This window comes from Compostibacter hankyongensis (genome assembly GCF_039541075.1).
Taxonomy (GTDB): Bacteria; Bacteroidota; Bacteroidia; order Chitinophagales; family Chitinophagaceae; genus Compostibacter; species Compostibacter hankyongensis.
Genome location: NZ_BAABFN010000002.1, coordinates 413502 through 435226 on the forward strand (window position 1 = coordinate 413502; position 21725 = coordinate 435226).

Sequence of the window (21725 nt, forward strand, 5' to 3'; positions counted from 1 at the left end):
TATCGGCCTGCTGCGCGCGAAGCGTTGCCGGCGGATACCGGAAACCGGGACCCACAATGTCTGTACATAAAGAAATAAAGCGTATCACCACCCATACGCTGCAAAAGATGAAGCACGACGGCACCAGGATCGCCATGCTTACCGTATACGACTACTCGATGGCGCGCATCTTTGACGATGCAGGCATGGATGTGCTGCTCGTGGGCGACTCTGCTTCGAATGTGATGGCCGGTCATGAGACGACGCTGCCCATCACGCTGGACCAGATGATCTACCACGCCTCTTCCGTCGTCCGTGCAGTGAAACGGGCACTGGTGGTGGTAGACCTTCCCTTTGGCACCTACCAGGGTAATTCCAAGGAGGCGCTCAATTCCGCCATCCGCATTATGAAGGAGTCCGGCGCGCACGCCATCAAGATCGAGGGCGGCAAGGAGATCGAGGAATCGGTAAAACGTATTATTTCAGCAGGTGTGCCGGTAATGGGTCACCTCGGTCTGACGCCCCAGTCTATTTATAAGTTCGGGACCTATGCCGTACGGGCCACCGAAGAGGCAGAAGCCGAAAAACTATTACAGGACACCACCGTACTGGAAGAGGCTGGCTGCTTCGCGATCGTATTGGAGAAGATACCGGCTCAGCTGGCCGGTCAGGCAACGGCCCGGCTTTCCATCCCGACCATCGGCATCGGCGCCGGTGGAGCGGTCGACGGGCAGGTGCTGGTGATGCACGATATGCTGGGGATCAACAAAGACTTCAAACCCCGTTTTCTGCGCCGCTATCTCGAGCTTTACGATACCATCAAGGACGCGGCCGGGCAATATATACAGGATGTGCGCGGGCATGATTTCCCCGGGCCGCAGGAACAGTATTGAGCGGACGCAGATGCCCGGCGGGCAGAATGTCAAAATGAATATCACATGGATTTTCTAAAAACACTTTCTGTGGCTTCCGCTAACAGCGGTGTTTCTACCGGCAGCAACTGGCTGCAGGCCGGCGGCCCGGTGCTCAGCTCCTTTTCGCCGGTGGACGGAAGCGTCATTGCCACCGTTACCACCGCTGCGGCGGCCGATTATGATAGGGTGGTAACCCGGGCGCAGGCCGCCTTCCACGGCTGGAGCGCCCTCCCTGCTCCGCGGCGGGGAGAGATCATACGGCAGGTGGGTCTGGCGCTGCGGGAGAAAAAAGAAGCCCTCGGGCGACTGGTTTCCTGGGAAATGGGCAAAAGCCTGCAGGAAGGACTGGGTGAAGTGCAGGAGATGATCGATATCAGCGATTTTGCCGTCGGACTTTCCCGGCAGCTTTACGGAAGGAGCATGCATTCGGAGCGGCCCGGTCACCGGATGTATGAACAATGGCATCCGTTGGGCGTCACCGGCATCATCACGGCATTCAACTTTCCGGTGGCGGTATGGAGCTGGAATGCTTTTGTTGCGCTGGTATGCGGTAATACGGTGATCTGGAAACCTTCGGAAAAGACGCCGCTCTGCGCCGTGGCCTGTCAGCAGATCATCGCGGAAGTGCTGGCGCGTAACGACATGTCCGAAGGCGTGAGCAATGTCATCGTCAGCGGACGTGAAGGCGGGGAATGGCTGGCCGGCGACTCCCGCATTGCGCTGATATCGGCGACCGGCTCCACGCGCATGGGCAGGTCTGTGGCCGCTGCGGCCGGAGCCCGGCTCGGTCGCACGTTGCTGGAGCTGGGCGGTAACAACGCCATCATCATCACCCCGGAGGCCGATCTGGATATGGCCCTTGCCGGCAGCATATTCGGCGCCGTCGGCACGGCCGGCCAGCGTTGCACCACTACCCGCCGGCTGATCATCCACGAAGAGATATACGACCGGTTCAAAGAAAAGCTGGTAAAGATATATGGGCGGCTACGCATCGGCGATCCCCTTGATGAGAATAATCACGTAGGTCCGCTTATCGATAAGGACGCCGTGCTGGATTACCTGCGGGCTCTCGAAGCCATCCGCGAAGCGGGAGGCGTCTTTGTAGTGGAGGGCGGGCAGCTGGAAGGACCCGGCTATGAAAGCGGCTGCTATGTAAAGCCCTGCGTGGCCGAGGTGGAGAACAGCTGGGAGATCACACAGCGGGAAACCTTTGCTCCTATTTTATATCTGATCCGTTACCGGGACAGTCTCGATGCCGCCATTGCCCTGCAGAACGGGGTGCCGCAGGGGTTGTCATCGGCCATCATGACCGGTAGCCTGCGTGAAGCCGAGCAGTTTCTTTCCGCTGCAGGTTCCGACTGCGGCATTGCCAATGTCAATATCGGCACCAGCGGCGCCGAGATCGGCGGCGCTTTCGGCGGTGAAAAAGATACCGGCGGAGGCCGGGAATCCGGCTCCGATGCATGGAAGGCCTATATGCGGCGCCAAACCAGCACCATCAACTATTCCACCTCCCTGCCCCTGGCGCAGGGCGTGCGCTTTGATGTGTGAACAGTCAGGCCTCAGCCACCTCGAAGGTGATCTTTACATTCAGCCGGTATTCGCTGATGCTGCCGTTTTCGCCCACAATGGCGCTCATGTTTTTTACATTTACAGACCGGATGTTGCGTACCGTTTTTGCGGCATGCTTTACCGCATTCTGCGTTGCGTCTTCCCAGCTTTTGGGAGAATTGGCGAGGAGCTCGATTACTTTTAAGACAGCCATAATGGAAGGGTTTAGGGGTTTTAGATGACTTAAATTACGAATAATTCCCCAAAAGCAAAAATCAGACCGCAACCGTCCGGGGATCATTTCCCGGGCGCTTCTTCTTTCCGGAGCCCCGTATAGGCGGAAGGGGTGATCCCGAACTGCCTCAGGAAGTTCCTTCCGAACTGATCCTGCGATCCGTAGCCCACCATCTCCGATACCTCATAGATCTTGTAATGTCCTTCGGCCAGCAGCGCTGCGGCTTTCTTCAGCCGGCTGATGTTGATCAGTTCATGGGGAGTAAGATCGGATATGGCCTTTATCTTCCGGTAGAGCGTGGGGCGGCTCATACACATGTAAAGGCTAAGTTGTTCCACATCGAGACCGGTATCGGTGAGGTGATCTTCGATAACCTGGTTTAGCTTTTCAAGAAAAGCCTCGTCGGCGCGGGTATGGGCCATACTCCGGATATGCGTCAGCGGCAGGCTGGCAAAATATTGCTTTAGCTTCTCCCGGTTGGCCAGCAGGTTGACGATCTGTACCTGCAGGTGTTCGGGGGAAAATGGCTTTTCGATATAAGCGTCGGCGCCCAGCTCCAGCCCGGCTATCCTGGACTGCAGGGTGTTTTTTGCCGTCAGCAGGATGACCGGGATATGGCTGTATTCAAAATCTGATTTTATACGGCGGCACAGCTCAAAACCATCCATGACGTCCATCATGATATCGCTGATCACCAGCTGCACAGGCATGGCGCTCAGCAGCTGGAGCGCCTGCTGTCCATCCATGGCCGTCTGCACGGTATATTTCTCGCTGAGGTCGCCGGAGATAAATTCGAGTATCTCCTCGTTGTCATCTACCAGCAGGATGAGCGGCCTTTCTTCTGGGTTGTTCTTTTCTTTCATATTCCGGTTTGCCGGTTAACGTTCCATGAGGGGATCGAATTCTATCTCCTGGTGTACGGGAAGGGTGAGGGTAAAAACGTTCATTCCGCTTTCGGGCTGTTCCAGCCGGAGTACGCCCTTGTGCAGCTCTGCAAGTGAATGGGAAAGCGAAAGGCCTATTCCTGCGCCGTGCTGCTGAGCTGTCTGCCGGATCCGGAAGAAAGTTTCAAATATTTTCTCTTTCATGTCGGGCGGTATGAGGTAGCCGTCGTTTTTCACGGCGATGGTAAAGCTGCGGCTGCCGCCCTCTTCCGGGAGCAGACAGATGTCTACCTTATTTTCGGCATATTTCAGGGCATTATCCAGGAGGTTGCCCAGTATTTTATTCAGCACTTCTGTATCCACATAGGCATAGAAGCGGGCTACCGGAAGATGCAGCCGGAAAGAAAGCTTTTTTTCCTCTGCGGCAGGTCTGAACCTGAGATAGTTGTCCCTGATCAGCGCAGGGATATCCGCCCTTACGAAATTCAGGCTGAACCCGTTGATCTCGGCCTTCCTGAAATCCAGAAGCTGGCTGGTCAGACAGAGCAGCCGGTCTGTATTCCGCGCCATGATCTTCAGGTTGTTCTTTATCTGCGGCACTTCCTCGGCTTTTTTGATCACCTTCTCCATCGGACCCTTGATCAGGGTAAGGGGCGTGCGTATTTCATGGGCCACATTGGTGAAGAACTCTATTTTAGCGCGGTATATCTCTTTTTCTTTCTCGTGTTCAAACCGCTCGAGCCGGCGCATGTTTTTTTCCTTTACACTGCGGTGATAGCTGCGAACGCCATACCAGATCAAAGCGGAAACAAAGACAAAGTAAAGGAAATAGGCCAGCGGGCTTTTCCAGAACGGCGGCAATATCTCGATGGCCAATGTGGTTTCCTTTCTGTTCCAGACGCCGCTGCTGTTGGCGGCCTTTACCCGGAAGACATACCTGCCGGGCAGCAATTTTGTAAAGAAGGCCCTCCTGTTGGTCTCAAGATAGGTCCAGTCCTTATCCAGTCCGTCCATCTTATAAGCATATTCCGTGTTACCGGGAGAGGTATAGCTGAGGGCGGCGAAGTCAATGCTGAAAGACGACTGGTTGTACTGCAGCACGAGCGTATCGGTGCAGATAATGGCCTTGTGCAGGGGAGATCCTTCTGCGTTGATGGTCGGCTGGCGGTTGTAGATCTGGAGGCCTGTGATATACACCGGCGGGGTGAAGGCGTTTTTCAGGAATGTTTCGGGATCAAAACTAATCAGCCCTTTGACGCTGCCAAAGTACATGCGTCCGCCGGGCGACTTGTAGGCAGAATTGTAATTGAACTGGTCGCTGAGCAGGCCGTTGGCTCTGGAATAGATCTTGATGACGCCTGTTCCCGGCCGGAAGCAAGTCAGGCCCCGGGAAGTGCTGAGCCAGAGATTGCTTTCATTGTCGTCGAGGATAGCGTATATCACATTACTGGGCAGGCCGTTCCGGGTGGTGAAACGTTGGAAATGTTTTCTACCGGAATCCAGCTTGCAGAGACCTCCTTCCGTAGCGAACCACATGTTACCACGGCGGTCCTCGAAGACGCTGTTGACCCGGTTATTGTTGAGGCTTTCCCGGTCGGCGGGGTCATAGGCGAAATGACCGGAAGTCTTCGTCGAGGGGTTGAAATAATAAAGGCCCTCCCGGTAGGTGCCCGCCCATAGCGTGCCCCTGTTGTCCTGAAGAAGATAGGTATAAAAAATATCCGGTAGTTCCCGGATGGGTACAAAGTCGTCTCCTGCACGGTTGTACCGGAATAATCCGTTGGCACTGGCCAGCAGGATATCCCCGGAGGGCGTACGGTAGATATAATAGATAAAATTGTTTTTCAGATCGCCCGGGGCGCTTCCGGTATTATAGTGCCGCAGCACCCGGCCGGTACTGATCTGCATGCGGTCCAGCCCGTGCTCGAAGGTGCCGATCCACAAGGTGTCCCCTACCGCCAGCAATCCGTGGATATTGGTGCTGGATAGGCTGCCCGGACCGCCCGGCTTAAAAGGGGTAAATGTCCCGGTTTCAAGGTTCAGCTTATTAAGTCCTCCGTCTTCTGTTCCGATCCAGAGATTGCCGTAGGCATCCGGGCATATCTCCCGGACCGCATTTCCGCTGAGAGAGTTCTCGCCTACCCGGGGAAAGAATTTTTCAAAGCTTGCATAAGGGCGCGGATAATAATTCAGCCCTCCGAAATAAGTGCCTGCCCAGATACCGCCTTCCCGGTCGCGGCAGAAAGTGTATACGGCATTGTCGGAGATCGAATAAGGATCGTTATACTGCTTTTTCAGGTTTTCGGTCTTTCCTGTTCCGATATTGTAGATAATGATGCCGGACTCGGTGCCGATCCAGTATTCATCTGCCGAGTACCGGATGAAATCCCGGACAAACAAAGTAGTTCCGTTGCTGTCGCGGGTAAGGATATCCCGGTAGGTACCGTCAGCGATATCAAATTGTTTTATCCCCTGGTTGGATGTGCCGATGAGAAGAAAGCCCTGTCCTGTATCATACAGCTTTTCGATCCAGCGGGATGTGGTCGGCGGTGAATCCGCGAATACGTCATAGCTGGTGAAACTGTCGCCGGAGGAGGCGCGTTTTTCCAGATGCCCCGAGGTAGTGGAAACCCAGAGCTGTCCCTTTTCGGTTATGCTGATCGAGGTGGCGCTGAAATACCGGGAAGGGGGATAATGCTTCATCTTCCCCGTAGCGGTGTTATAACAGTAGAGGGTCAGTCCTGCAATAAACCAGAGCATCCCCCTGCTATCTGCTTTTATCTCTCTGATCTCGCTGCGCGGACAGCTTTTCAGGAGGCTGAAGGTCTCCGTTTCGGGATGGTACCGGTACAGCCCCTGCTCCGTTCCTATCCATAAGGTAGCGCTGTCGTCTTCATAAAGACAATGAATGAAATTATTCCCGATGCTCTCGGGATGCTCTTCATCATGTCTGAATATCTTGAAGGCATAGCCGTCAAAACGGTTGAGTCCGTCCTTTGTTCCGAACCACATAAATCCTCTCCGGTCCTGGAGGCTGCAGATCACGGCATTATTGGAAAGGCCTTCCTCCACCTGATAATGCGTAAAATAATGTGTCTGGGCGTCTGCTATCCCGGCAAGCGCCCCCAGCATCCAGATCAGGAATAGTGCTTTGTACCTCATGTCGCCAATGCGGGTCTCCATCGTTCGCCTGCTTGTCCGCCCGGCCTGCTAAGGTGGAAAATATTTGAGACAAAATGAAGAAATATTGAGACAAAAGCCCGCAGGCTGCAACGTCTAAAGTTCTTTCTTTGCTCATACGGAGGGCTACGGTCCTCTCCGAAATTCCCTGAAGATAAAGTTAAATTAAATCCTCTTGCTATGGTCGGAAACTTATATTCCTATGTACCGCCTGCCCGGCTGGCAGGGCGGCAGCTACGTTTCCTTTTCGCTGTCCTGTTTTTGCTGGTTCCCTGTGTCGCTTTCTCCCAGGCGCAGCATCGCGTTACCGGTACCGTCACGGGCGGCCGGGGGGAAGGACTTACCGGCGTAATCGTCCGGGCCGGTCAGGGCGGCCAGGGCGGCAGCACCGACAACAACGGCGGGTATGCCGTTGACCTTCCGCCGGGCGTCGATACCCTGGTTTTTACCTATGTGGGTTATGCTCCACAGGCCATACCGGTCAACGGGCGGGAAGTGATCAATGTCCAGCTTCACCCGGCATCCACAGGTCTGAACGAAGTGGTAGTGGTCGGATACGGCACGCAGAAGAAAAAGGACCTTACCGGGGCGGTATCCGTTGTGAATACCGATGCTATCCAGAAACGGCAGGCCACCACCCTGGCCGAGGCCATGCAGGGGCTGGCCACCGGCATCAATGTGAGGAGCGCCGGACTGCCGGGTTCGGAAGCCAAGATCGAGATCCGGGGCACCAAGAATTTCCAGAACTACAGTCCTCTCTATGTGATTGACGGTATGATCACCACGGCTAACCGGGATTTCAACCCCAACGATATCGAGTCCGTCCAGATCCTCAAAGATGCCTCGGCAGCTGCCATATATGGTTCCCGCGCCGCCAACGGCGTGATCATCATCACCACCAAAAAGGGCAAGGAAGGCCCCATGCAGATCAATTTTTCGGGGAAGACCAGCATACAGACCATTCCCCGTTATAAGCTGACGGGTACCGAGGAATTCGCCAAGCTGAACTTCATGGCCTATGATAACGCGGGAGTGCCGCACCAGAAGCTGGATATGGATGTAAATACCGATTGGCAGGATGTAGCCTTCCGTACCGGCAACATGCAGGATTATAACCTGAGCTTTTCCGGGGGCGGCAAAAGCGGAAATTATATGGTATCGGCCAACTATTTTGGCAACAAAGGCACGGTGATCGGCACCCAGTTCGACCGGTACAGCCTGAGGGTGAATACCTCGGGTACCAAGGGTATCTTCAGCATCGGGGAAAACATTGCCATTACCAATGCCAAATCAGACGAGATGTCGGGGAACCCTATCGTCGATGTGGTCCGCCTGCTGCCCACCATCCCCGTATACGACTCCACGCATCCCGGCGGATACGGTTACGGGGATGAAGCCAAGGCCCGGACTTTTGGTACCAACCCTCTCGCCATTGCAAATCTGGAGAACCGCACCAACGAGAACTTCCGCGTCCGGGGGAATGTATGGGCAGAATTGAAACCTTTTTCCTTCCTGACCTACCGGCTCAACCTCGGATACGAAACCAGCAACGACCACTATACCTATCTGCGGAAGGAGGGCAACTGGACCCTTAACCAGTCCTACGACCCCGCCATTGCCAACGAGAACCGGGCCCGGTTTCAGTCCGGCCTGGTAGAAAATACCCTTACTTTCAGCAAGACCTTTGACAAGCATTCGCTGAATGTCGTCGCCGGGCAGACCTATCAGCGGGATGATTACGGGCAGATATGGGGCACCAAACGGAATATCCTTCAGAACCCCTCCACAGGCCAGTATTATCCGGTGCTGGACCAGGGCAACGAACCGCAGACGGGCGGATTCCTCAACCGCGCCGTGCTGATTTCCTACCTGGCCCGTGTCGAATATAATTATGCAGACCGGTACCTGCTGAACGCGATCATCCGCCGGGACGGCAGCTCCCGTCTCAGCCCGGAGAACCGCTGGGGTAATTTTCCTTCCGTATCCGCAGCATGGCGGATCAGCCAGGAGTCCTTCTTCCACAGCTCCTGGGTGGACGACCTGAAGCTGCGGGCCAGCTATGGCAGGCTCGGCAGCAGCAATATCGGCTACTGGGATTATCTGGCAACCATCAATACCTTTTCCACTATTGCCATGGGGCGCGACCAGCATATTGAGCCCGGCGCCACACAGGTCAAGCTGGTGAACGAAAATCTCCGCTGGGAGACCCTCATCCAGCAGAACTATGGTGTGGATGCTGCTTTTCTCAACAACAAGCTCTCCCTGACGGCCGAATATTTCATCGCCGAAACCCGGGATGTGCTTACCGACATGCCCATTGCCCTGACTACGGGTAACGACGGCGGAAACCCGGTGGTCAATGCCGCCAGCGTCCAGAACAAGGGATTCGAGCTGTCGGCCACCTACCAGGATAACAGCCATCCGCTGGCCTGGAACGTGACGGCCAATTTCACACGGGTGCGGAACAAGGTGCTGAGCCTGGGGTATAACCGGAACAATATTTACGTCGGCAATACCGTCACCGAGGTAGGTCATCCCATCGGCATGTGGTATGTGCTGCAGACCGATGGTCTTTTCCAGAGCATGGATGAGGTGAATGCTTACAAGAGCAAGGACGGCAGGATCATCCAGCCCGATGCCAAGCCCGGGGATATCCGCTTCCGGGACAACAACGGGGACGGACAGATCACCAATGCGGACAAGAAAGTCATAGCCAGCCCCTGGCCCGATTTTGAGCTGGGACTCAATGCCGGCGCTTCCTACAAAGGATTTTCCTTTTCCATGTCGTGGTTCGGCTCTTTCGGGGCCACCGTATTCAACGGGCCGAAAAGCGTGACGGACCGGTTTGACGACAATTCCAACTACCGGAAAGGGATCAAGCCCTGGACCCCGGAAAACCCGAATACCAGCACACCCAGGGCTTATTACGGTACTACGCTGAACTCGCGTGGCGATACGGAACGATGGCTGGAGAGCGGCAGCTTTGCCCGTCTGAAATTTATCAGCCTGGCTTACAGCCTGCCCTCCTCCCTGGTAAAGCAGATCGGTTTTTCGAGCGCGCAGATATCCCTCTCCGGACAGAACCTGATCACCTTTACAAAATACGGCGGTCTGGATCCGGAGTTCGATAACGGCTCGATCTGGGAAAGAGGATACGACTTCGGCGCCTTCCCCAATGTGAAGATGTATTCCGTAGGCCTGCAATTTGGCTTTTAACAAGCAACAGTGCTATGATAGTATGATGATCCGCCCCGGGCGGACGACCCTTAAAAAGACAAATATTACCAGATGAAAAAGATATTCTTTCCCGCTATCCTCGGTCTGGGCGCGCTGTTTGCAACGTCCTCCTGCAGTAACGATATCCTGGATATAAAAAACCAGAATACCATTACCGTCGACCAGTTCTGGAAAACGGAAGACGATGCCCAGCGGGGTGTGAATGCCGTTTATCATATGTTTTACCAGAACGGGGGCTGGAACCGCTGGATCTACTTCCGGCTGGACCTTACTTCCGATGAGGGATTCAGCAAAAGTCCCTGGATAGAGCTGGGCGACTGGACCCGCTTTCAGTACATCAATTACAATTTCTTTGAAGGGAATGTCAATACCTGGCGCGATTTTTATAAGGCCATCTTCCGTTGCAACCAGGTGCTCGCCTATGTGCCCGATATTGCCTTTGCGGACCAGCAGAAAAAAGACCGTATCCTGGCGCAGGCCAAATTCCTGAGGGCGATGTATTATCACTATGCTGCCCTGCTCTGGGAGAATGTGCCGCTGGTACTGGAGCCCTCCAAGCCGGACGACCTGCCCCAGCAGAACACCCTGGCCGAGGTATGGCAGCAGGTGGAAAAAGACCTCACCGAAGCGGCGGCCGTGCTGCCCGGCAGCTGGGACGATCCCAATGCAGGCAGGCCCACCAAAGGAGCGGCCCTGGCGCTGCTGGGCAAAACCTATATGCAGCAGCACAAATGGCAGGAGGCCAAAGCGGCGCTGGACTACCTGGTGACCGGGGAGGGAAAAGGATATTATGACCTGGTACCCAACTACCGGGATAACTTTACAGACCTGAACGAAAACAACAAGGAATCAGTATTCGAGATACAGTTCTCGGATGCGAACAAGACGGCTGAGGGCGACGGCCCCAACAGCAACATGGGCAATAACCGGCAGCAGTTCTTTGCTCCCCGCGGCATAGGCTGGTCCGACGGGCAGGCGCGGAACTGGATGGTCGGTGAGTTCAAAAAAGAAAAGACAAAAGACGGTAAGCTGGATGAAAGACTGCGGTACAGCCTGTTCTATGCCGACCTGGAAAAAGATTTCGGAGACAAGGTGTATGGCCGCAGCTGGGAATGGGATGCCGATGAGGCCTGGTTCCGGAAATACCAGCGCGATTACCAGCGTACCAACGAGGACTATTACTCGGGCGTCAACTTCAGGGTCATTCGCTTTGCCGATATCCTGCTGTGCTATGCAGAGGTGCTGAATGAGCTGGGACAAACGCAGGCAGCTTATGCTTATGTGGACCGCGTCCGCGAAAGGGCCAACCTGAAAACGCTGGAAGCGGCCCATCCCGAGATCGGCGTCAGCAAGGACCTGTTCCGGGAACGGCTGAAGACGGAGCGCGAGCTGGAGCTGTGCGGTGAAAGCGTGCGCTGGGCAGACCTCAAAAGATGGGGCGATCTCGACAGCAAGGAAGCCGTGAACAAGGTAGCGGCCCGCGATCCGGATTTTAAGAATTTCGTGGTCGGCAAAAATATCCGGCTGCCTTTGCCGCAGATCGAGGTGGAAAACAATACCAACCTCAAGCAGAATCCCGGCTATTGATCCGGTCAGCTTCCTGTCAGTGTGAAACGGTAACTTTGGCCGGGACATATGGCGGCATGACTGCTGAAGAATGCGGCATAACCGCTGAATGATAAAAGACATCATGAAAAGTTTGCTTGCAGGCCTGCTCTTTCTGGTTCCGGGCGCCTTCCCGGTCTTAAGCCGGGCGGCTCCCGGAGAGTTTACCCCTTTGCCGGAGAAGGATCCCGCGGATCACCAGCCGGTCGTGTGGCGCGGGGTTCCGGGGGATACCCTCCGCTGGGGTGATACGATCATCATAGATGACGAACCTATAACAGGAACGGGAGTACGAAATGATCGGTCGACATACGGCTCCCAGTATGGACGTATGCTGCGGCTGCCGGGCGGAAGATGGCTCGCCGCCTATACCGTCTCGCGGAATCCCGGATACCGCAAAGATCCCCGCGGCGGATACGAACTGGAAATCGCCGAAAGCCGGGACGGCTGCCGGACCTGGAAAAGGATAAGCCTCCTCTCCGACCCGGGCAGGGACCTGGACAACGCCGCGCTGCTCAGGCTTCCTGACGGCGCGCTGCTGCTGGCCGGCCGCTCCGTGCGCTGGCAGGAATCTTACCGGCTGCCGGTATACCGGAGCGCCGATGGGGGCCGGACCTGGAAAAAGCTCAGTACCATTGATGCTAATGAAGGTCGCCCCGGAGCGCTGGGCAAGCCGGACAAGGGGGTATATGAACCTCATTTTCATTTCCTGGACGACGGTCGGCTGGCGGTAATGTACGCCAATGAAAAACATGTGACCGATGACGTATCTTACAGCCAGATCATCTCGGAAAAAATATCGGCAGACGGCGGACGCACCTGGGGCCGGGAGATATGGGTGGCCTATACCCCGGGACATTCCGCATCCCGGCCGGGTATGCCGGTATGGACCCGGATGAAAGACGGCAGGTACATCGTGGTATATGAGGTTTGCGGACCCGAGCAGTGTAATGTTTATTATAAAGCCAGTCGCGACGGCATCACCTGGCCCGTAGGACTGGGTACTTCCATACCCGGTCAGACCGGCGGGCCTTATATCCTGTCGCTGGACGACGGCCGCCTGGTGGTGACCTCCAACCGGGGAAACATATCGGTCAGCAATGATTTCGGCCGCAGCTGGCATACCGCGGCCCGGCCATGGCAACCAAAAAAGGATTATGCTGCGGACTGGACACAGACCATCTGGTCATCCCTGTACCAGACCGGCAGGGATGAAATAGGAATTGTCACCACCGTCCGGCGCGAAGCAGGCGGTCATAATATCCGGCTGAGGCTGGGCAAATTGAGTAAACCGGGAAAATGACATCTTTGAAGATACTTCTGGCAGCGCTGCTGCCCGCCTTTCTGGCCTGTAAGCATAACGATGCGTCCACAGATACGGGCGGTCCGGTGAAAGACAGTGCGGGAACTCACATCCTGCTTGCCGATCCGACGATCTTTTACGACAGCGGCACCTACTACCTATACGGTACGGGCGGTAACACGAGAGGTTTTCTGGTATATACCTCTTCCGATATGCAGACCTGGAACGGTCCTGCCGGCGTGAAAGACGGGTACGCCCTCGTGAGCGGAGATGCCTATGGTACACAGGGATTCTGGGCGCCCCAGGTTTTTAAATACGGCGGGAAATTCTACATGGCCTATACTGCGGATGAGCATATCGCCATTGCGGAAAGCAGCAGCCCGCTCGGCCCTTTCCGCCAAAAGACGCTGAAGCCGGTATCCGGTCCCGGCAAACAGATAGATCCTTTCGTATTCATGGACGAAGACGGAAAGAAGTACTTGTATCATGTAAGGCTGCAGCAGGGCAACCGGCTGTTTGTGGCCCGGCTGAAAGATGACCTTTCGGATATCCTGCCGGAGACGGCGAAGGAATGTATCACGGCCACGGACCCCTGGGAAAATACGGCCCATGCTCCCTGGCCCGTTACCGAAGGTCCTACCCTGCTGAAGCACAGGGGCCTGTATTACCTTTTTTATTCTGCCAATGATTTCCGGAATATCGATTATGCGGTAGGCTATGCCACTGCGCCAACGCCCTTCGGGCCCTGGCAGAAATCTGCGGACAATCCCATCATCAGCCGGCACAATACCGGCCATAACGGTACCGGTCACGGCGACTTTGTCCGCGATACGGCCGGCCGGCTTTTTTATGTGCTGCATACCCACCGGTCGGACAGTGCGGTATCGCCCCGGATGACGGCCCTGATAGAAGCCGCTTTCCGGGAAGACGGCGGCGCTGCGGATGTAATGACGGTGGATGCCGGCAGCTTCCGTTACTTGTTTTCCCCGGAGAAATAGACGATATCTTCCGCAGTTCTTTCGCAGGAGGGCGTAACCGGTCTGACCTTCAGGGTAAAATCGGACCGCTGTTGCTGATAAAGGCGATCTTTTTGCTGTCCGGGGACCAGGAGGGGGTATTGATGGACCCCTGCCCGCCATACAGGTAAGCCAGCACCCTGGGCTTGCCGCCGCTGAGCGGCATCAGCCGGAGATAGACATGTTTATAGGGCGGATGGCTGTCCGGCGCCGCTTCCTCTTTCGGGAAGGAAAGAAAAACCACCCAATGTCCGTCCGGTGAAATATGGGGGAACCAATTGTTGAACCCGTCATCCGTCACCTGCTCCTGCCCGCTGCCGTCCGGGCGCATCCTCCAGATCTGCATACTGCCCGAGCGCACGGAGTTAAAATAGATATATTTTCCATCCGGCGTATATTCGGGACCGTCATCCAGTCCCTTCGTCCGGGTAAGGCGGATCTCCCGGCCCCCGCCGGCCGGTATTTTATATACATCGAATTCCCCTTTGCGCTCCCCGCAGAATACGAGAAACTTTCCGTCCGGCGACCAGCCGTGCAGATAGGAAGGCCCCCCGGGTGTGATCTGCCGGGGCTCCCCGCCGGTTGCCGGTACGGTAAAGATAACCGATCCGCCGGCTTCTTTCACATTACTGCTGAGCCCCAGCATGGTGCCGTCGAACGACAGTACATGATCGTTGTTGTTATGATTTACATGGCTGGTATTCAGCCGCTCTGGCTTCCGGGCAGAGAGGTCGAACCGATACATGCTCCCGGAATTATCATTAAAGATCAACGCTTGTCCGTCTTTTGTCCAGTTGGGCGCCTGGATGGAATAGGGCACGCGATATACGATCTCACGATCGCCCGTGCCGACGTCGAGCAGTTCAAGACGGCTGCCGAGGGTCATCCCGGATTCTCCCTTCCCGTCTCCGGGATGGGGAGCTATGATCCGCAGGTCCCGGAAGATGCCGGTATCCCCGCTCTCAGCGTACAGGCCGGTATAGAGTTCTTCTCCCATACCGGGCAGGCTGAGCTTCCGGGTAATAAAGGGCATGCCGAACCGGGCTACCCGGAGGGTAAAGGTATCGCCCTTTCTTTCCAGCTGCAGCACGTCGGCGCCGGTCAGACCGGTGCGCACTGTTCCCGGGACAGAAGCCCCTGCTTTTTTATACCGCAGCATAGCCTCTGCCTTCTCTTTCTCTCCCGCCGACAGACTCAGGTAAGCAGCATCTTTGTCCAGCGCCGTACGTATCATCCATCCGGCAGATCGCTGCGGAGCTCCGTTACCGTTAGCCGCTATGCGTGCATACAGGATAAAGTCGCCTTTTATTTTCCGGTAGAGGAAATGAAAGGCCGGTTGGTTGCCTGTCGCGGCGCTTAACGGTCCTTTGACCGTATAGGATCCGCCCTGCGGAGCATGACCTGATGAGCCCGGCCTTGCCGTGGGCCCGATATCCGCCTCTCCGATGAATATACCCGGTGCAGCGGTCTGCGCCTGTACGGGTAAACAAAGGAGTGCGCACAGGGATGCGCAGACGGAAAAAGCCATAAAGGTATTCGTTTTCATGACGGTAACTTTTATGATGCCATACGCGGATATGCCACGCGGTCTATCTGCCGCTTCCCGTCGTCGCCAATCAAGAGGGATCATAGCCGCGCTGGATTCCGGGTATATCTCCGAAAATTACCGTCGGCAATGCTGCCCGGGCAGACAGCGATACGATACAGAAGACGGTCGTTACGGCGAGCACGGCCATGCTGAGATCAAGCCGGCCAATGCTCCGGCGGGAGCAATGCATGATCCTGTTAACGCTTAACCTGTCTGTCATTTGTCGCATGGTCTTTTTCCTTCAGCCCCACCAGAAGGCGGTGGCGATAACGATATATATGGCCGTCAGCGCAGCACCTTCCAGCCAGTTCGATTCCCCGTCGAAGGAGATGAACGCCGCCAGGATGACCGACAGGAACATACAGGCGGTAAGCATCGGGCTGAACACCAGGGTAAGCGGCGAGAACCCGAAGACCTGGCTGAGGATGACCAGCAGCGGCGCCAGCACGAGGGCAATCTGCAGGGGGCTGTTGATGATCACGGAAAAGGCATATTCCGATTGCCCTTTTGACGCCAGCTGTATTCCCACTACGTTCTCTATCGCATTGCCCGCCACGGCCACGATCACCAGGCCGGCAAAGGCGTCTGAGATGTTTAAAGCCTTCATGGCGGGCTCCAATGCCGTCACAAACCAATCGGAAACAAAGGCCGCCAGCACGGCAGACAGCGCAAGCAGGGTCAGCGCCAGCCACAGGGGCCAGCGGGGCGGTTCGCCGTGTCCGTTTTCCGGTGATATGCTCTTGCTTCCGTGTTTTAGCGAAGCGGGCAGATATAACAGGAACAGCACCAGCAATACTACGGATACTACGACGGAAAAGGCCGTTTCATGCGGCTCGGCAGGAGTATGCACCCAGTGTGCCAGGGAGGGGATGGTCATCACGATGACCGAGAGCAGCATGAGGCTGACGCTGATCCGGGCCCGCCCGGAGTCCAGCTTCTGGATGCCATGTTTCAGCCCGCCCACGATGAAGGCCAGTCCGAGCACGAGCAACAGGTTGGCCAGTATGGAGCCGATCAGCGCGGCGCGCACCACATCTACCAGGCCGGCTTTGAGGGCAAAGATGGCAATAAACAGTTCGGGCAGGTTGCCCAGGGCAGACTGCAGCACACCGGTAGCCCCGGGACCAAAACGGTCCCCAAGCTGCTCCACGCTCCGGCCGACCAGCGAAGCCAGCAGGGTAACCGCCAGCGCGGCAAAGCAGAATGTCGCTATATTGTTCCATTGCGCATAATGGGCTATGCCGGTGAGCACAACGGCCAGACCGCCGCCGCCGAGGATAAAAAGATCGGATTTGTTCAGGCCTTTTTCCGGTGCTGTAGTCATGATCCAAGGGTTATGTATCTGTCCTCAAGCTACATAAAAAATCATTCAGAACCGCGGAACCAGCGCATGCGATAGGCATTCATCGCCGTTTTCCCCAGCTTTGCCGTGAGCCGGTGGTTGACGTACAGCCCTACTACCGCGCCGATACCGGGCACCAGCTGCAGCATCTTGGCCAGGTCCAGGTAATCGCGGTACTCCTGCTGGAAACTGCGCCAGTCAAACTGATGGATATCTTCCGGAAGGCTACGGGTATAGTCCTCCCATCCGGCCATGATCTCGTATACCCGGTTGCGGTGATGCTGGCTGGAAAAGGTCAGCTGAAAAATATAAAGCAGGTACAGCCGTTCCGGGTATTCTCCCGGATCATATCCGTACAGGGCGGCAATATCGAACAGCATCTTTGATTTCAGGGTCAGCCATAGCGGAAAATCGGCCAGTCCCAGCAGGAAGCCGGCTGCACCGGTGAGCGCGCCTTCGGCAGCGGCGGTTTTACTGTAAAAGTTGATGCGTTCGAGCACGCGCGCTTCCCGGACTTCGAGCACAGCGTCGCGCAAGGGCCTGGGTGAGATATATTTCGCGCCGAAAAATACGGCCCGCATCATCTGTTTGATGGCCGTGGTAATGACGCGATGTACCTTTTCGGGGATAAAGCGGTTCATCCTGTCCTGCAGCCTTTTGGTCAGCTTGCCTGTCAGCCGCGGGCGGCGCTGCATCTTGCGCTGCCATTTTCTCATCCCGGCCAGGGCCTGCTGTTCGTAGCTATTCATACGGGTTCGCTTTATCACGCTAAAATTACCGTAATTCTATCATTTCGGATAGCAGCCTTCAGCGAGCTGGATTTCGGCTGTCAACCGGTCATAAAAAAAGAACCGCGACGCCGGTCGCGGTTCTTTTCGGGGCATGGCAAGCCTGTAATAATCATTAGTTGAGGGATCCCTCATATTCTTTGATAAATTCCGCAAAGGCCTCCTTGGTCCATTGCGTATAGTCGTCGAGGTTAATGCCTAACCGTTCGTCCCGGCTTACTTCCTTTTCACTCCGGCTATCCCAATAGCCTTTGGCCAGCGAAACGGTCAGGGTATCTGTATTGGCGCCGCTTTCGGTGTATTCGTCGGGAAAGCTTTTGTAATTCCCAATAGCCAGCTGTTGAATCTCCTGCTTTACATTTTTCTTAGACATGGTACTTGGGTTTTGGTTTGTACCCTCTGTAAATCAACAACCGTTCCTTTGCCGGCCAAACCGTATTTTCTTAAGAATTCTTTATACTAATGTTTTGTTAAAGCACCGGTTGCCAAATTTACTTATCTTTTTCAATTATCTGTAAATCAGCAAGTTGCAAAATTCCTGCGTAAAGGGATATGGGGAAGGATCACGGAATTTTTGTTCCGGCATCCAGAAGACGCTGCCATTCCGGATGACGCTTAAGGTAGGCGATCACAAAGGGGCAATAGGGAATCAGCTTCAGGTGATGCGCTTCTATATAGCGAAGGGTTTTTTCTACCAGCGCCGCGCCTGCACCCTTTCCTGAAAGCTGTTCTGGGACTTCTGTATGCAGAAGATAGATCTTGTCGCCCTGCAGCCGGTAGGTAATAAAACCGGTATAATGATCCACCGTCAGCTCAAACCGGCTGCCGGTGGTATTATCGACAAGAGGAATATTTTCCAATTCTGCTTTCATCATTTCACAGATGAGGGACCCGTATCGGGTAAAGGTACGAGTTTCCCATACAGCCGGTCGCGGATATATTTTTTCCACTGTGCTGCCGCAGCGGGGTTGCGTCCGTGACCGGTAGCGGCCTCATAGCGCTCCTGCAGGTGATTCATATCCCGGAAGGCTTCGAGATACTGATACTGGATATAGCTGTCGGCGTCCTCCGGTTCCATATCGGTGCGCAGCACCCTGCGTTTGAAATCGTCTGCAGCGATATGGGTGAGGTCGAAATGCATCTGCTCGTGTTGCAGCGCGTAGGTACCGGGCGACCCGCTGACCCATGAAGCGCTTTTTACAAAAAAGACCTGCAGGGTAAGCGTTACCCACAGGGTATCCTGCTTTTGCCTGGCGCTGCCGGTATAGGCAAAGCTGCTGTAGGTGACCGCAATGTTATCGGTATGCCCGGGCGGACGTTTGCCGGTGAAGTCGCTCCATTGCAGCGGTCTCGAAGGCGTATAATAGATTGTATCTTCCGGCTGCACGGCGGGTGCGTAATCGGGATCGAACCGGATGATCAGCACCTTGGGCGGCGGCTTTTCTGTCCTGCTGCTGTCCTGGGCCGGTGAGCGCAGCCCTGTAAGCAGCAAAGGGATAAGCAGCAACATACGCAGCATCTACAGCCGGATCTTCTCGGGCAGGTATTTGGCGATAAGCCCTTCGTAATACGGCTTCAGCGCTTCGAGTACCGGGGGCGTAGGACTTTTGGAATAAAGATCGTAAGGATTGAATTTTTTTACCCATTCGAACATTTCCCGGTCGTGATCATTCATCAGGTGATCGTAAGCCTGTTCGCGGTGCTGTGAGTAGAAGGAGTGATACCTGATCATATACAGCGCCGGTTCGGGCAGGTAATCCTTCATGATCTGGTACATATATTCATCGTGTCCCCAGGACAGGGATACGTTGTTCAGCCCGCATCCCGGTTCATAGATGCCGTAAAGGGTATTGTACCGTTCATCGCGGCTGTCGGGATTGGCTTCAAAGAATTCGGGATATACGATTTTGTCCGAAAAGCGGCATCCGACGGGGAAGGTATCGCCTACCACGGCCCATTGCGGCTCGCCGAAAAGGCACAGCACCTTGCCCATATCATGTACAAAACCGGTCAGCACAAACCAGTCGGGATGTCCGTCGGCCCGGATGGCCTCGGCGGTCTGCAGCAGGTGCTGCAGCTGATCCAGCTCAATATCGGGATCGGAATCATCTACCAGCGTATTGAGAAATTCCATCGCATCCCACACCCGGAGCTCCCGGCGGTTGAACCGGAGAAAATCCGCTTTCTTCTGCTGTACGAAATCGTAGGTCTGGTACTGGTGATTCATGCGGTAGAACTCCCGTACGGTATCTCTTTCCGGATTGTCATAATTCCGGAAAGCATCCTTCGATTTTGCGGTCACGCCGGGTTCGGGGTAACGCTCCAGCACATCATCTTCCCACTCTTCGATACTGTGAAGCGGATTTTGTATGTCGGTCATGTCTTTTTGCATGATACAGGAATTTGGGCAGAATAAATGTAAGGTATTTCCGGAGACCTACCAAAAAACCGTATACAGGGCGGCCAGTATGCCCACGATCACCACGGAGCCGGCGATAAAGCCGGGGCTGCAGCGAAACAGGGCCGTATCGATCCGGATAACCCGGGACGGCTGCAGGGCGCGGGGCCGCAAAAGACTGATAACGATCATCAGGGCGATGAGGATACCGAAAACAATGGACATACGGTCCAGGAAGGCATAATCCGGAAAAACGCCGCCGGTCCATACCGGCAGGAATTTCAGCAGCGTGGACAGGGGGATGGTCAGCAGCGCCGCGGTGAGCGCCGCGGCGGAGGTAGTGCGTTTCCAGAAAAAGCCCAGCAGGAAGATGGCCAGTACGCCGGGGGAGATAAATCCCACGTATTCCTGGATAAACTGGTAGGCCTGGTCCAGCGATCGCAGCGCCGGCGCCACCAGGCAGGCGATCAGCATGGCGACGACCACCGTCCACTTTCCCGTCCCTACCAGCTGTTTTTCCGTGGCATTTTTATGAAAGAATTTCTGATAGATATCCAGGGAAAAGATGGTGGATATGCTGTTGGCTTTTCCGGCCAGGGAAGCCACTACCGCCGCCGTCAGGGCGGCGAAGGCCAGTCCTTTCAGTCCCGCGGGAAGCAGGTTCAGCAGGGTGGGATAAGCATGGTCCGGCTTCAGCACGCCGGCAGCATCCGTCATCTCGGTGTGGAACATCCCCTGCTGGTAAAGCACAAAGGCGGTGATCCCCGGCAGCACCGCAATCACCGGTACCAGCAGCTTCAGGAAGGCGGCAAAGAGGATGCCGCTGCGGGCGGTTTTCAGATCGGCCCCGAGCGCCCGCTGGGTAATGTATTGGTTACAGCCCCAATAATTGAGATTATTGATCCACATGCCGCCGATCAGGACCGACAGGCCGGGCAGATCCATGTAATAAGGGTTGGATTTATCAAAGATCATGTGAAAATGCGAGGGTGCTTTTTCGCGGATCAGGGTCAGTCCTTTCCAGATATTTTCCCCGTAACCAAAATGTTCGGATACCATGTTCAGCGCCAGATAAGTGGTAACCAGCCCTCCGAGGATGAGCACGAATACCTGGAAGACATCCGTATAGCCGATCACCTTCATACCGCCCAGGGTGACCACCACCGCAAAGACGGCCAGCCCGGTGACACAGGTGCCGAAGCTGATGCCCGTTACCGAAGAAATGGCCAGCGCGCCCAGGTAAACGATAGAAGTGAGGTTGACAAATACATAGACCAGCAGCCAGAATACCGCCATCACCGTGCTCACCGTGGCATTATACCGGCGGGACAGGAACTGCGGCATCGTATATATTTTGTTTTTCAGGTAGATGGGGATAAAGAATATCGCCACCAGCATCAGCGTGGCGGCAGCCATCCATTCATAGGTGGAGATAGCGAGGCCCAGGGCAAAACCGGAGCCCGACATGCCGATAAAATGTTCGGCCGAAATGTTGGAGGCGATCAGCGAGGCACCGATCGCCCACCAGGTCAGAGATCCTTCGGCCAGGAAGAAATCCTTTGAGTTGGCCTTGGCTGCTTTTTTGCGGTGGTAGATGAAATAGCCGTAGGCCGTCACCATTACGAAGTAAACGAGAAATACCACGTAATCGGCTGTATGTAACTGGTTCATGAGAAGAGGATATGCGTTCAGGAAGATAAAGATA

At 55.4% G+C, this 21725-nt stretch carries 18 protein-coding genes; 6 read left to right on the top strand and 12 right to left on the bottom strand.

The window, feature by feature from the left end; genetic code table 11:
* Positions 1-56 precede the first annotated feature (56 nt).
* On the top strand, positions 57-872 hold the full coding sequence (gene panB / locus ABD851_RS06585; RefSeq protein WP_344977342.1) for a 3-methyl-2-oxobutanoate hydroxymethyltransferase: 816 nt from the start codon (positions 57-59) through the stop codon (positions 870-872).
* Positions 873-917: 45 nt separating this feature from the next.
* Positions 918-2444 (top strand): L-piperidine-6-carboxylate dehydrogenase, encoded by a 1527-nt coding sequence (gene amaB, locus ABD851_RS06590; protein ID WP_344977345.1) that lies wholly within the window; start codon positions 918-920, stop codon positions 2442-2444.
* Between the two features lie 4 nt (positions 2445-2448).
* Here the strand turns inward: amaB and ABD851_RS06595 are convergent, their stop codons facing one another.
* The 3 genes from ABD851_RS06595 to ABD851_RS06605 form a co-directional block, all read right to left on the bottom strand.
* On the bottom strand, positions 2449-2658 hold the full coding sequence (locus tag ABD851_RS06595) for a dodecin family protein (protein ID WP_344977348.1): 210 nt from the start codon (positions 2656-2658) through the stop codon (positions 2449-2451).
* A gap of 83 nt (positions 2659-2741) precedes the next feature.
* Positions 2742-3542, bottom strand: a complete 801-nt coding sequence (locus ABD851_RS06600) for a response regulator transcription factor (RefSeq protein ID WP_344977350.1) — start codon at positions 3540-3542, stop codon at positions 2742-2744.
* 15 nt (positions 3543-3557) lie between these two features.
* Positions 3558-6746: a ligand-binding sensor domain-containing protein gene (locus tag ABD851_RS06605; protein WP_344977353.1), complete on the bottom strand. Its 3189-nt coding sequence runs from the start codon at positions 6744-6746 to the stop codon at positions 3558-3560.
* Between the two features lie 177 nt (positions 6747-6923).
* Between ABD851_RS06605 and ABD851_RS06610 the strand changes: the two genes are divergently transcribed.
* The 4 genes from ABD851_RS06610 to ABD851_RS06625 all read left to right on the top strand — a co-directional run bounded on the left by ABD851_RS06610 (position 6924) and on the right by ABD851_RS06625 (position 13886).
* Positions 6924-9959, top strand: a complete 3036-nt coding sequence (locus ABD851_RS06610) for a SusC/RagA family TonB-linked outer membrane protein (protein WP_344977356.1) — start codon at positions 6924-6926, stop codon at positions 9957-9959.
* 72 nt (positions 9960-10031) lie between these two features.
* Positions 10032-11567 (top strand): RagB/SusD family nutrient uptake outer membrane protein, encoded by a 1536-nt coding sequence (locus tag ABD851_RS06615; protein ID WP_344977359.1) that lies wholly within the window; start codon positions 10032-10034, stop codon positions 11565-11567.
* A gap of 103 nt (positions 11568-11670) precedes the next feature.
* Entirely contained in the window at positions 11671-12888 is a 1218-nt protein-coding gene (locus ABD851_RS06620) for a sialidase family protein (RefSeq protein ID WP_344977362.1), read from the top strand.
* Between the two features lie 5 nt (positions 12889-12893).
* Positions 12894-13886 (top strand): glycoside hydrolase family 43 protein, encoded by a 993-nt coding sequence (locus tag ABD851_RS06625; RefSeq protein ID WP_344977365.1) that lies wholly within the window; start codon positions 12894-12896, stop codon positions 13884-13886.
* 49 nt (positions 13887-13935) lie between these two features.
* Here ABD851_RS06625 and ABD851_RS06630 read toward each other — a convergent pair whose 3' ends face one another.
* The 9 genes from ABD851_RS06630 to ABD851_RS06670 all read right to left on the bottom strand — a co-directional run bounded on the left by ABD851_RS06630 (position 13936) and on the right by ABD851_RS06670 (position 21691).
* Positions 13936-15450: a TolB family protein gene (locus ABD851_RS06630; RefSeq protein ID WP_344977368.1), complete on the bottom strand. Its 1515-nt coding sequence runs from the start codon at positions 15448-15450 to the stop codon at positions 13936-13938.
* Between the two features lie 70 nt (positions 15451-15520).
* Complete coding sequence (locus tag ABD851_RS06635) at positions 15521-15712, bottom strand: hypothetical protein (protein WP_344977371.1); 192 nt, start codon at positions 15710-15712, stop codon at positions 15521-15523.
* A gap of 21 nt (positions 15713-15733) precedes the next feature.
* A complete protein-coding gene (gene cax / locus ABD851_RS06640; protein ID WP_344977374.1) occupies positions 15734-16816 on the bottom strand; it encodes a calcium/proton exchanger in 1083 nt (360 codons plus the stop codon).
* A gap of 41 nt (positions 16817-16857) precedes the next feature.
* Positions 16858-17583 carry an EcsC family protein gene (locus tag ABD851_RS06645; protein ID WP_344977377.1) on the bottom strand — a complete coding sequence of 242 codons (726 nt, stop codon included), beginning with the start codon at positions 17581-17583 and terminating at the stop codon, positions 16858-16860.
* 154 nt (positions 17584-17737) lie between these two features.
* Complete coding sequence (locus ABD851_RS06650; RefSeq protein ID WP_344977380.1) at positions 17738-17995, bottom strand: hypothetical protein; 258 nt, start codon at positions 17993-17995, stop codon at positions 17738-17740.
* A gap of 190 nt (positions 17996-18185) precedes the next feature.
* Entirely contained in the window at positions 18186-18494 is a 309-nt protein-coding gene (locus ABD851_RS06655) for a GNAT family N-acetyltransferase (protein ID WP_344977383.1), read from the bottom strand.
* The gene (locus ABD851_RS06660; protein WP_344977386.1) at positions 18494-19141 is read right to left on the bottom strand and encodes a hypothetical protein; all 648 of its coding nucleotides are present in this window, start codon (positions 19139-19141) and stop codon (positions 18494-18496) included. Before ABD851_RS06660 ends, ABD851_RS06655 begins: the two co-directional genes overlap by 1 nt.
* Entirely contained in the window at positions 19142-20014 is an 873-nt protein-coding gene (locus ABD851_RS06665; protein ID WP_344977389.1) for an inositol oxygenase family protein, read from the bottom strand.
* 45 nt (positions 20015-20059) lie between these two features.
* Positions 20060-21691, bottom strand: a complete 1632-nt coding sequence (locus tag ABD851_RS06670) for a sodium/sugar symporter (protein ID WP_344977392.1) — start codon at positions 21689-21691, stop codon at positions 20060-20062.
* Positions 21692-21725: the final 34 nt, after the last annotated feature.

Bases quoted from the DNA above. Each gene is read 5' to 3' on its own strand.
- panB (WP_344977342.1), top strand. From the start codon at position 57: ATGTCTGTACATAAAGAAATAAAGCGTATCACCACCCATACGCTGCAA.
- amaB (WP_344977345.1), top strand. From the start codon at position 918: ATGGATTTTCTAAAAACACTTTCTGTGGCTTCCGCTAACAGCGGTGTT.
- ABD851_RS06595 (WP_344977348.1), bottom strand. From the start codon at position 2,658: ATGGCTGTCTTAAAAGTAATCGAGCTCCTCGCCAATTCTCCCAAAAGC.
- ABD851_RS06600 (WP_344977350.1), bottom strand. From the start codon at position 3,542: ATGAAAGAAAAGAACAACCCAGAAGAAAGGCCGCTCATCCTGCTGGTA.
- ABD851_RS06605 (WP_344977353.1), bottom strand. From the start codon at position 6,746: ATGGAGACCCGCATTGGCGACATGAGGTACAAAGCACTATTCCTGATC.
- ABD851_RS06610 (WP_344977356.1), top strand. From the start codon at position 6,924: ATGGTCGGAAACTTATATTCCTATGTACCGCCTGCCCGGCTGGCAGGG.
- ABD851_RS06615 (WP_344977359.1), top strand. From the start codon at position 10,032: ATGAAAAAGATATTCTTTCCCGCTATCCTCGGTCTGGGCGCGCTGTTT.
- ABD851_RS06620 (WP_344977362.1), top strand. From the start codon at position 11,671: ATGAAAAGTTTGCTTGCAGGCCTGCTCTTTCTGGTTCCGGGCGCCTTC.
- ABD851_RS06630 (WP_344977368.1), bottom strand. From the start codon at position 15,450: ATGAAAACGAATACCTTTATGGCTTTTTCCGTCTGCGCATCCCTGTGC.
- ABD851_RS06635 (WP_344977371.1), bottom strand. From the start codon at position 15,712: ATGACAGACAGGTTAAGCGTTAACAGGATCATGCATTGCTCCCGCCGG.
- cax (WP_344977374.1), bottom strand. From the start codon at position 16,816: ATGACTACAGCACCGGAAAAAGGCCTGAACAAATCCGATCTTTTTATC.
- ABD851_RS06645 (WP_344977377.1), bottom strand. From the start codon at position 17,583: ATGAATAGCTACGAACAGCAGGCCCTGGCCGGGATGAGAAAATGGCAG.
- ABD851_RS06650 (WP_344977380.1), bottom strand. From the start codon at position 17,995: ATGTCTAAGAAAAATGTAAAGCAGGAGATTCAACAGCTGGCTATTGGG.
- ABD851_RS06655 (WP_344977383.1), bottom strand. From the start codon at position 18,494: ATGAAAGCAGAATTGGAAAATATTCCTCTTGTCGATAATACCACCGGC.
- ABD851_RS06660 (WP_344977386.1), bottom strand. From the start codon at position 19,141: ATGCTGCGTATGTTGCTGCTTATCCCTTTGCTGCTTACAGGGCTGCGC.
- ABD851_RS06665 (WP_344977389.1), bottom strand. From the start codon at position 20,014: ATGCAAAAAGACATGACCGACATACAAAATCCGCTTCACAGTATCGAA.
- ABD851_RS06670 (WP_344977392.1), bottom strand. From the start codon at position 21,691: ATGAACCAGTTACATACAGCCGATTACGTGGTATTTCTCGTTTACTTC.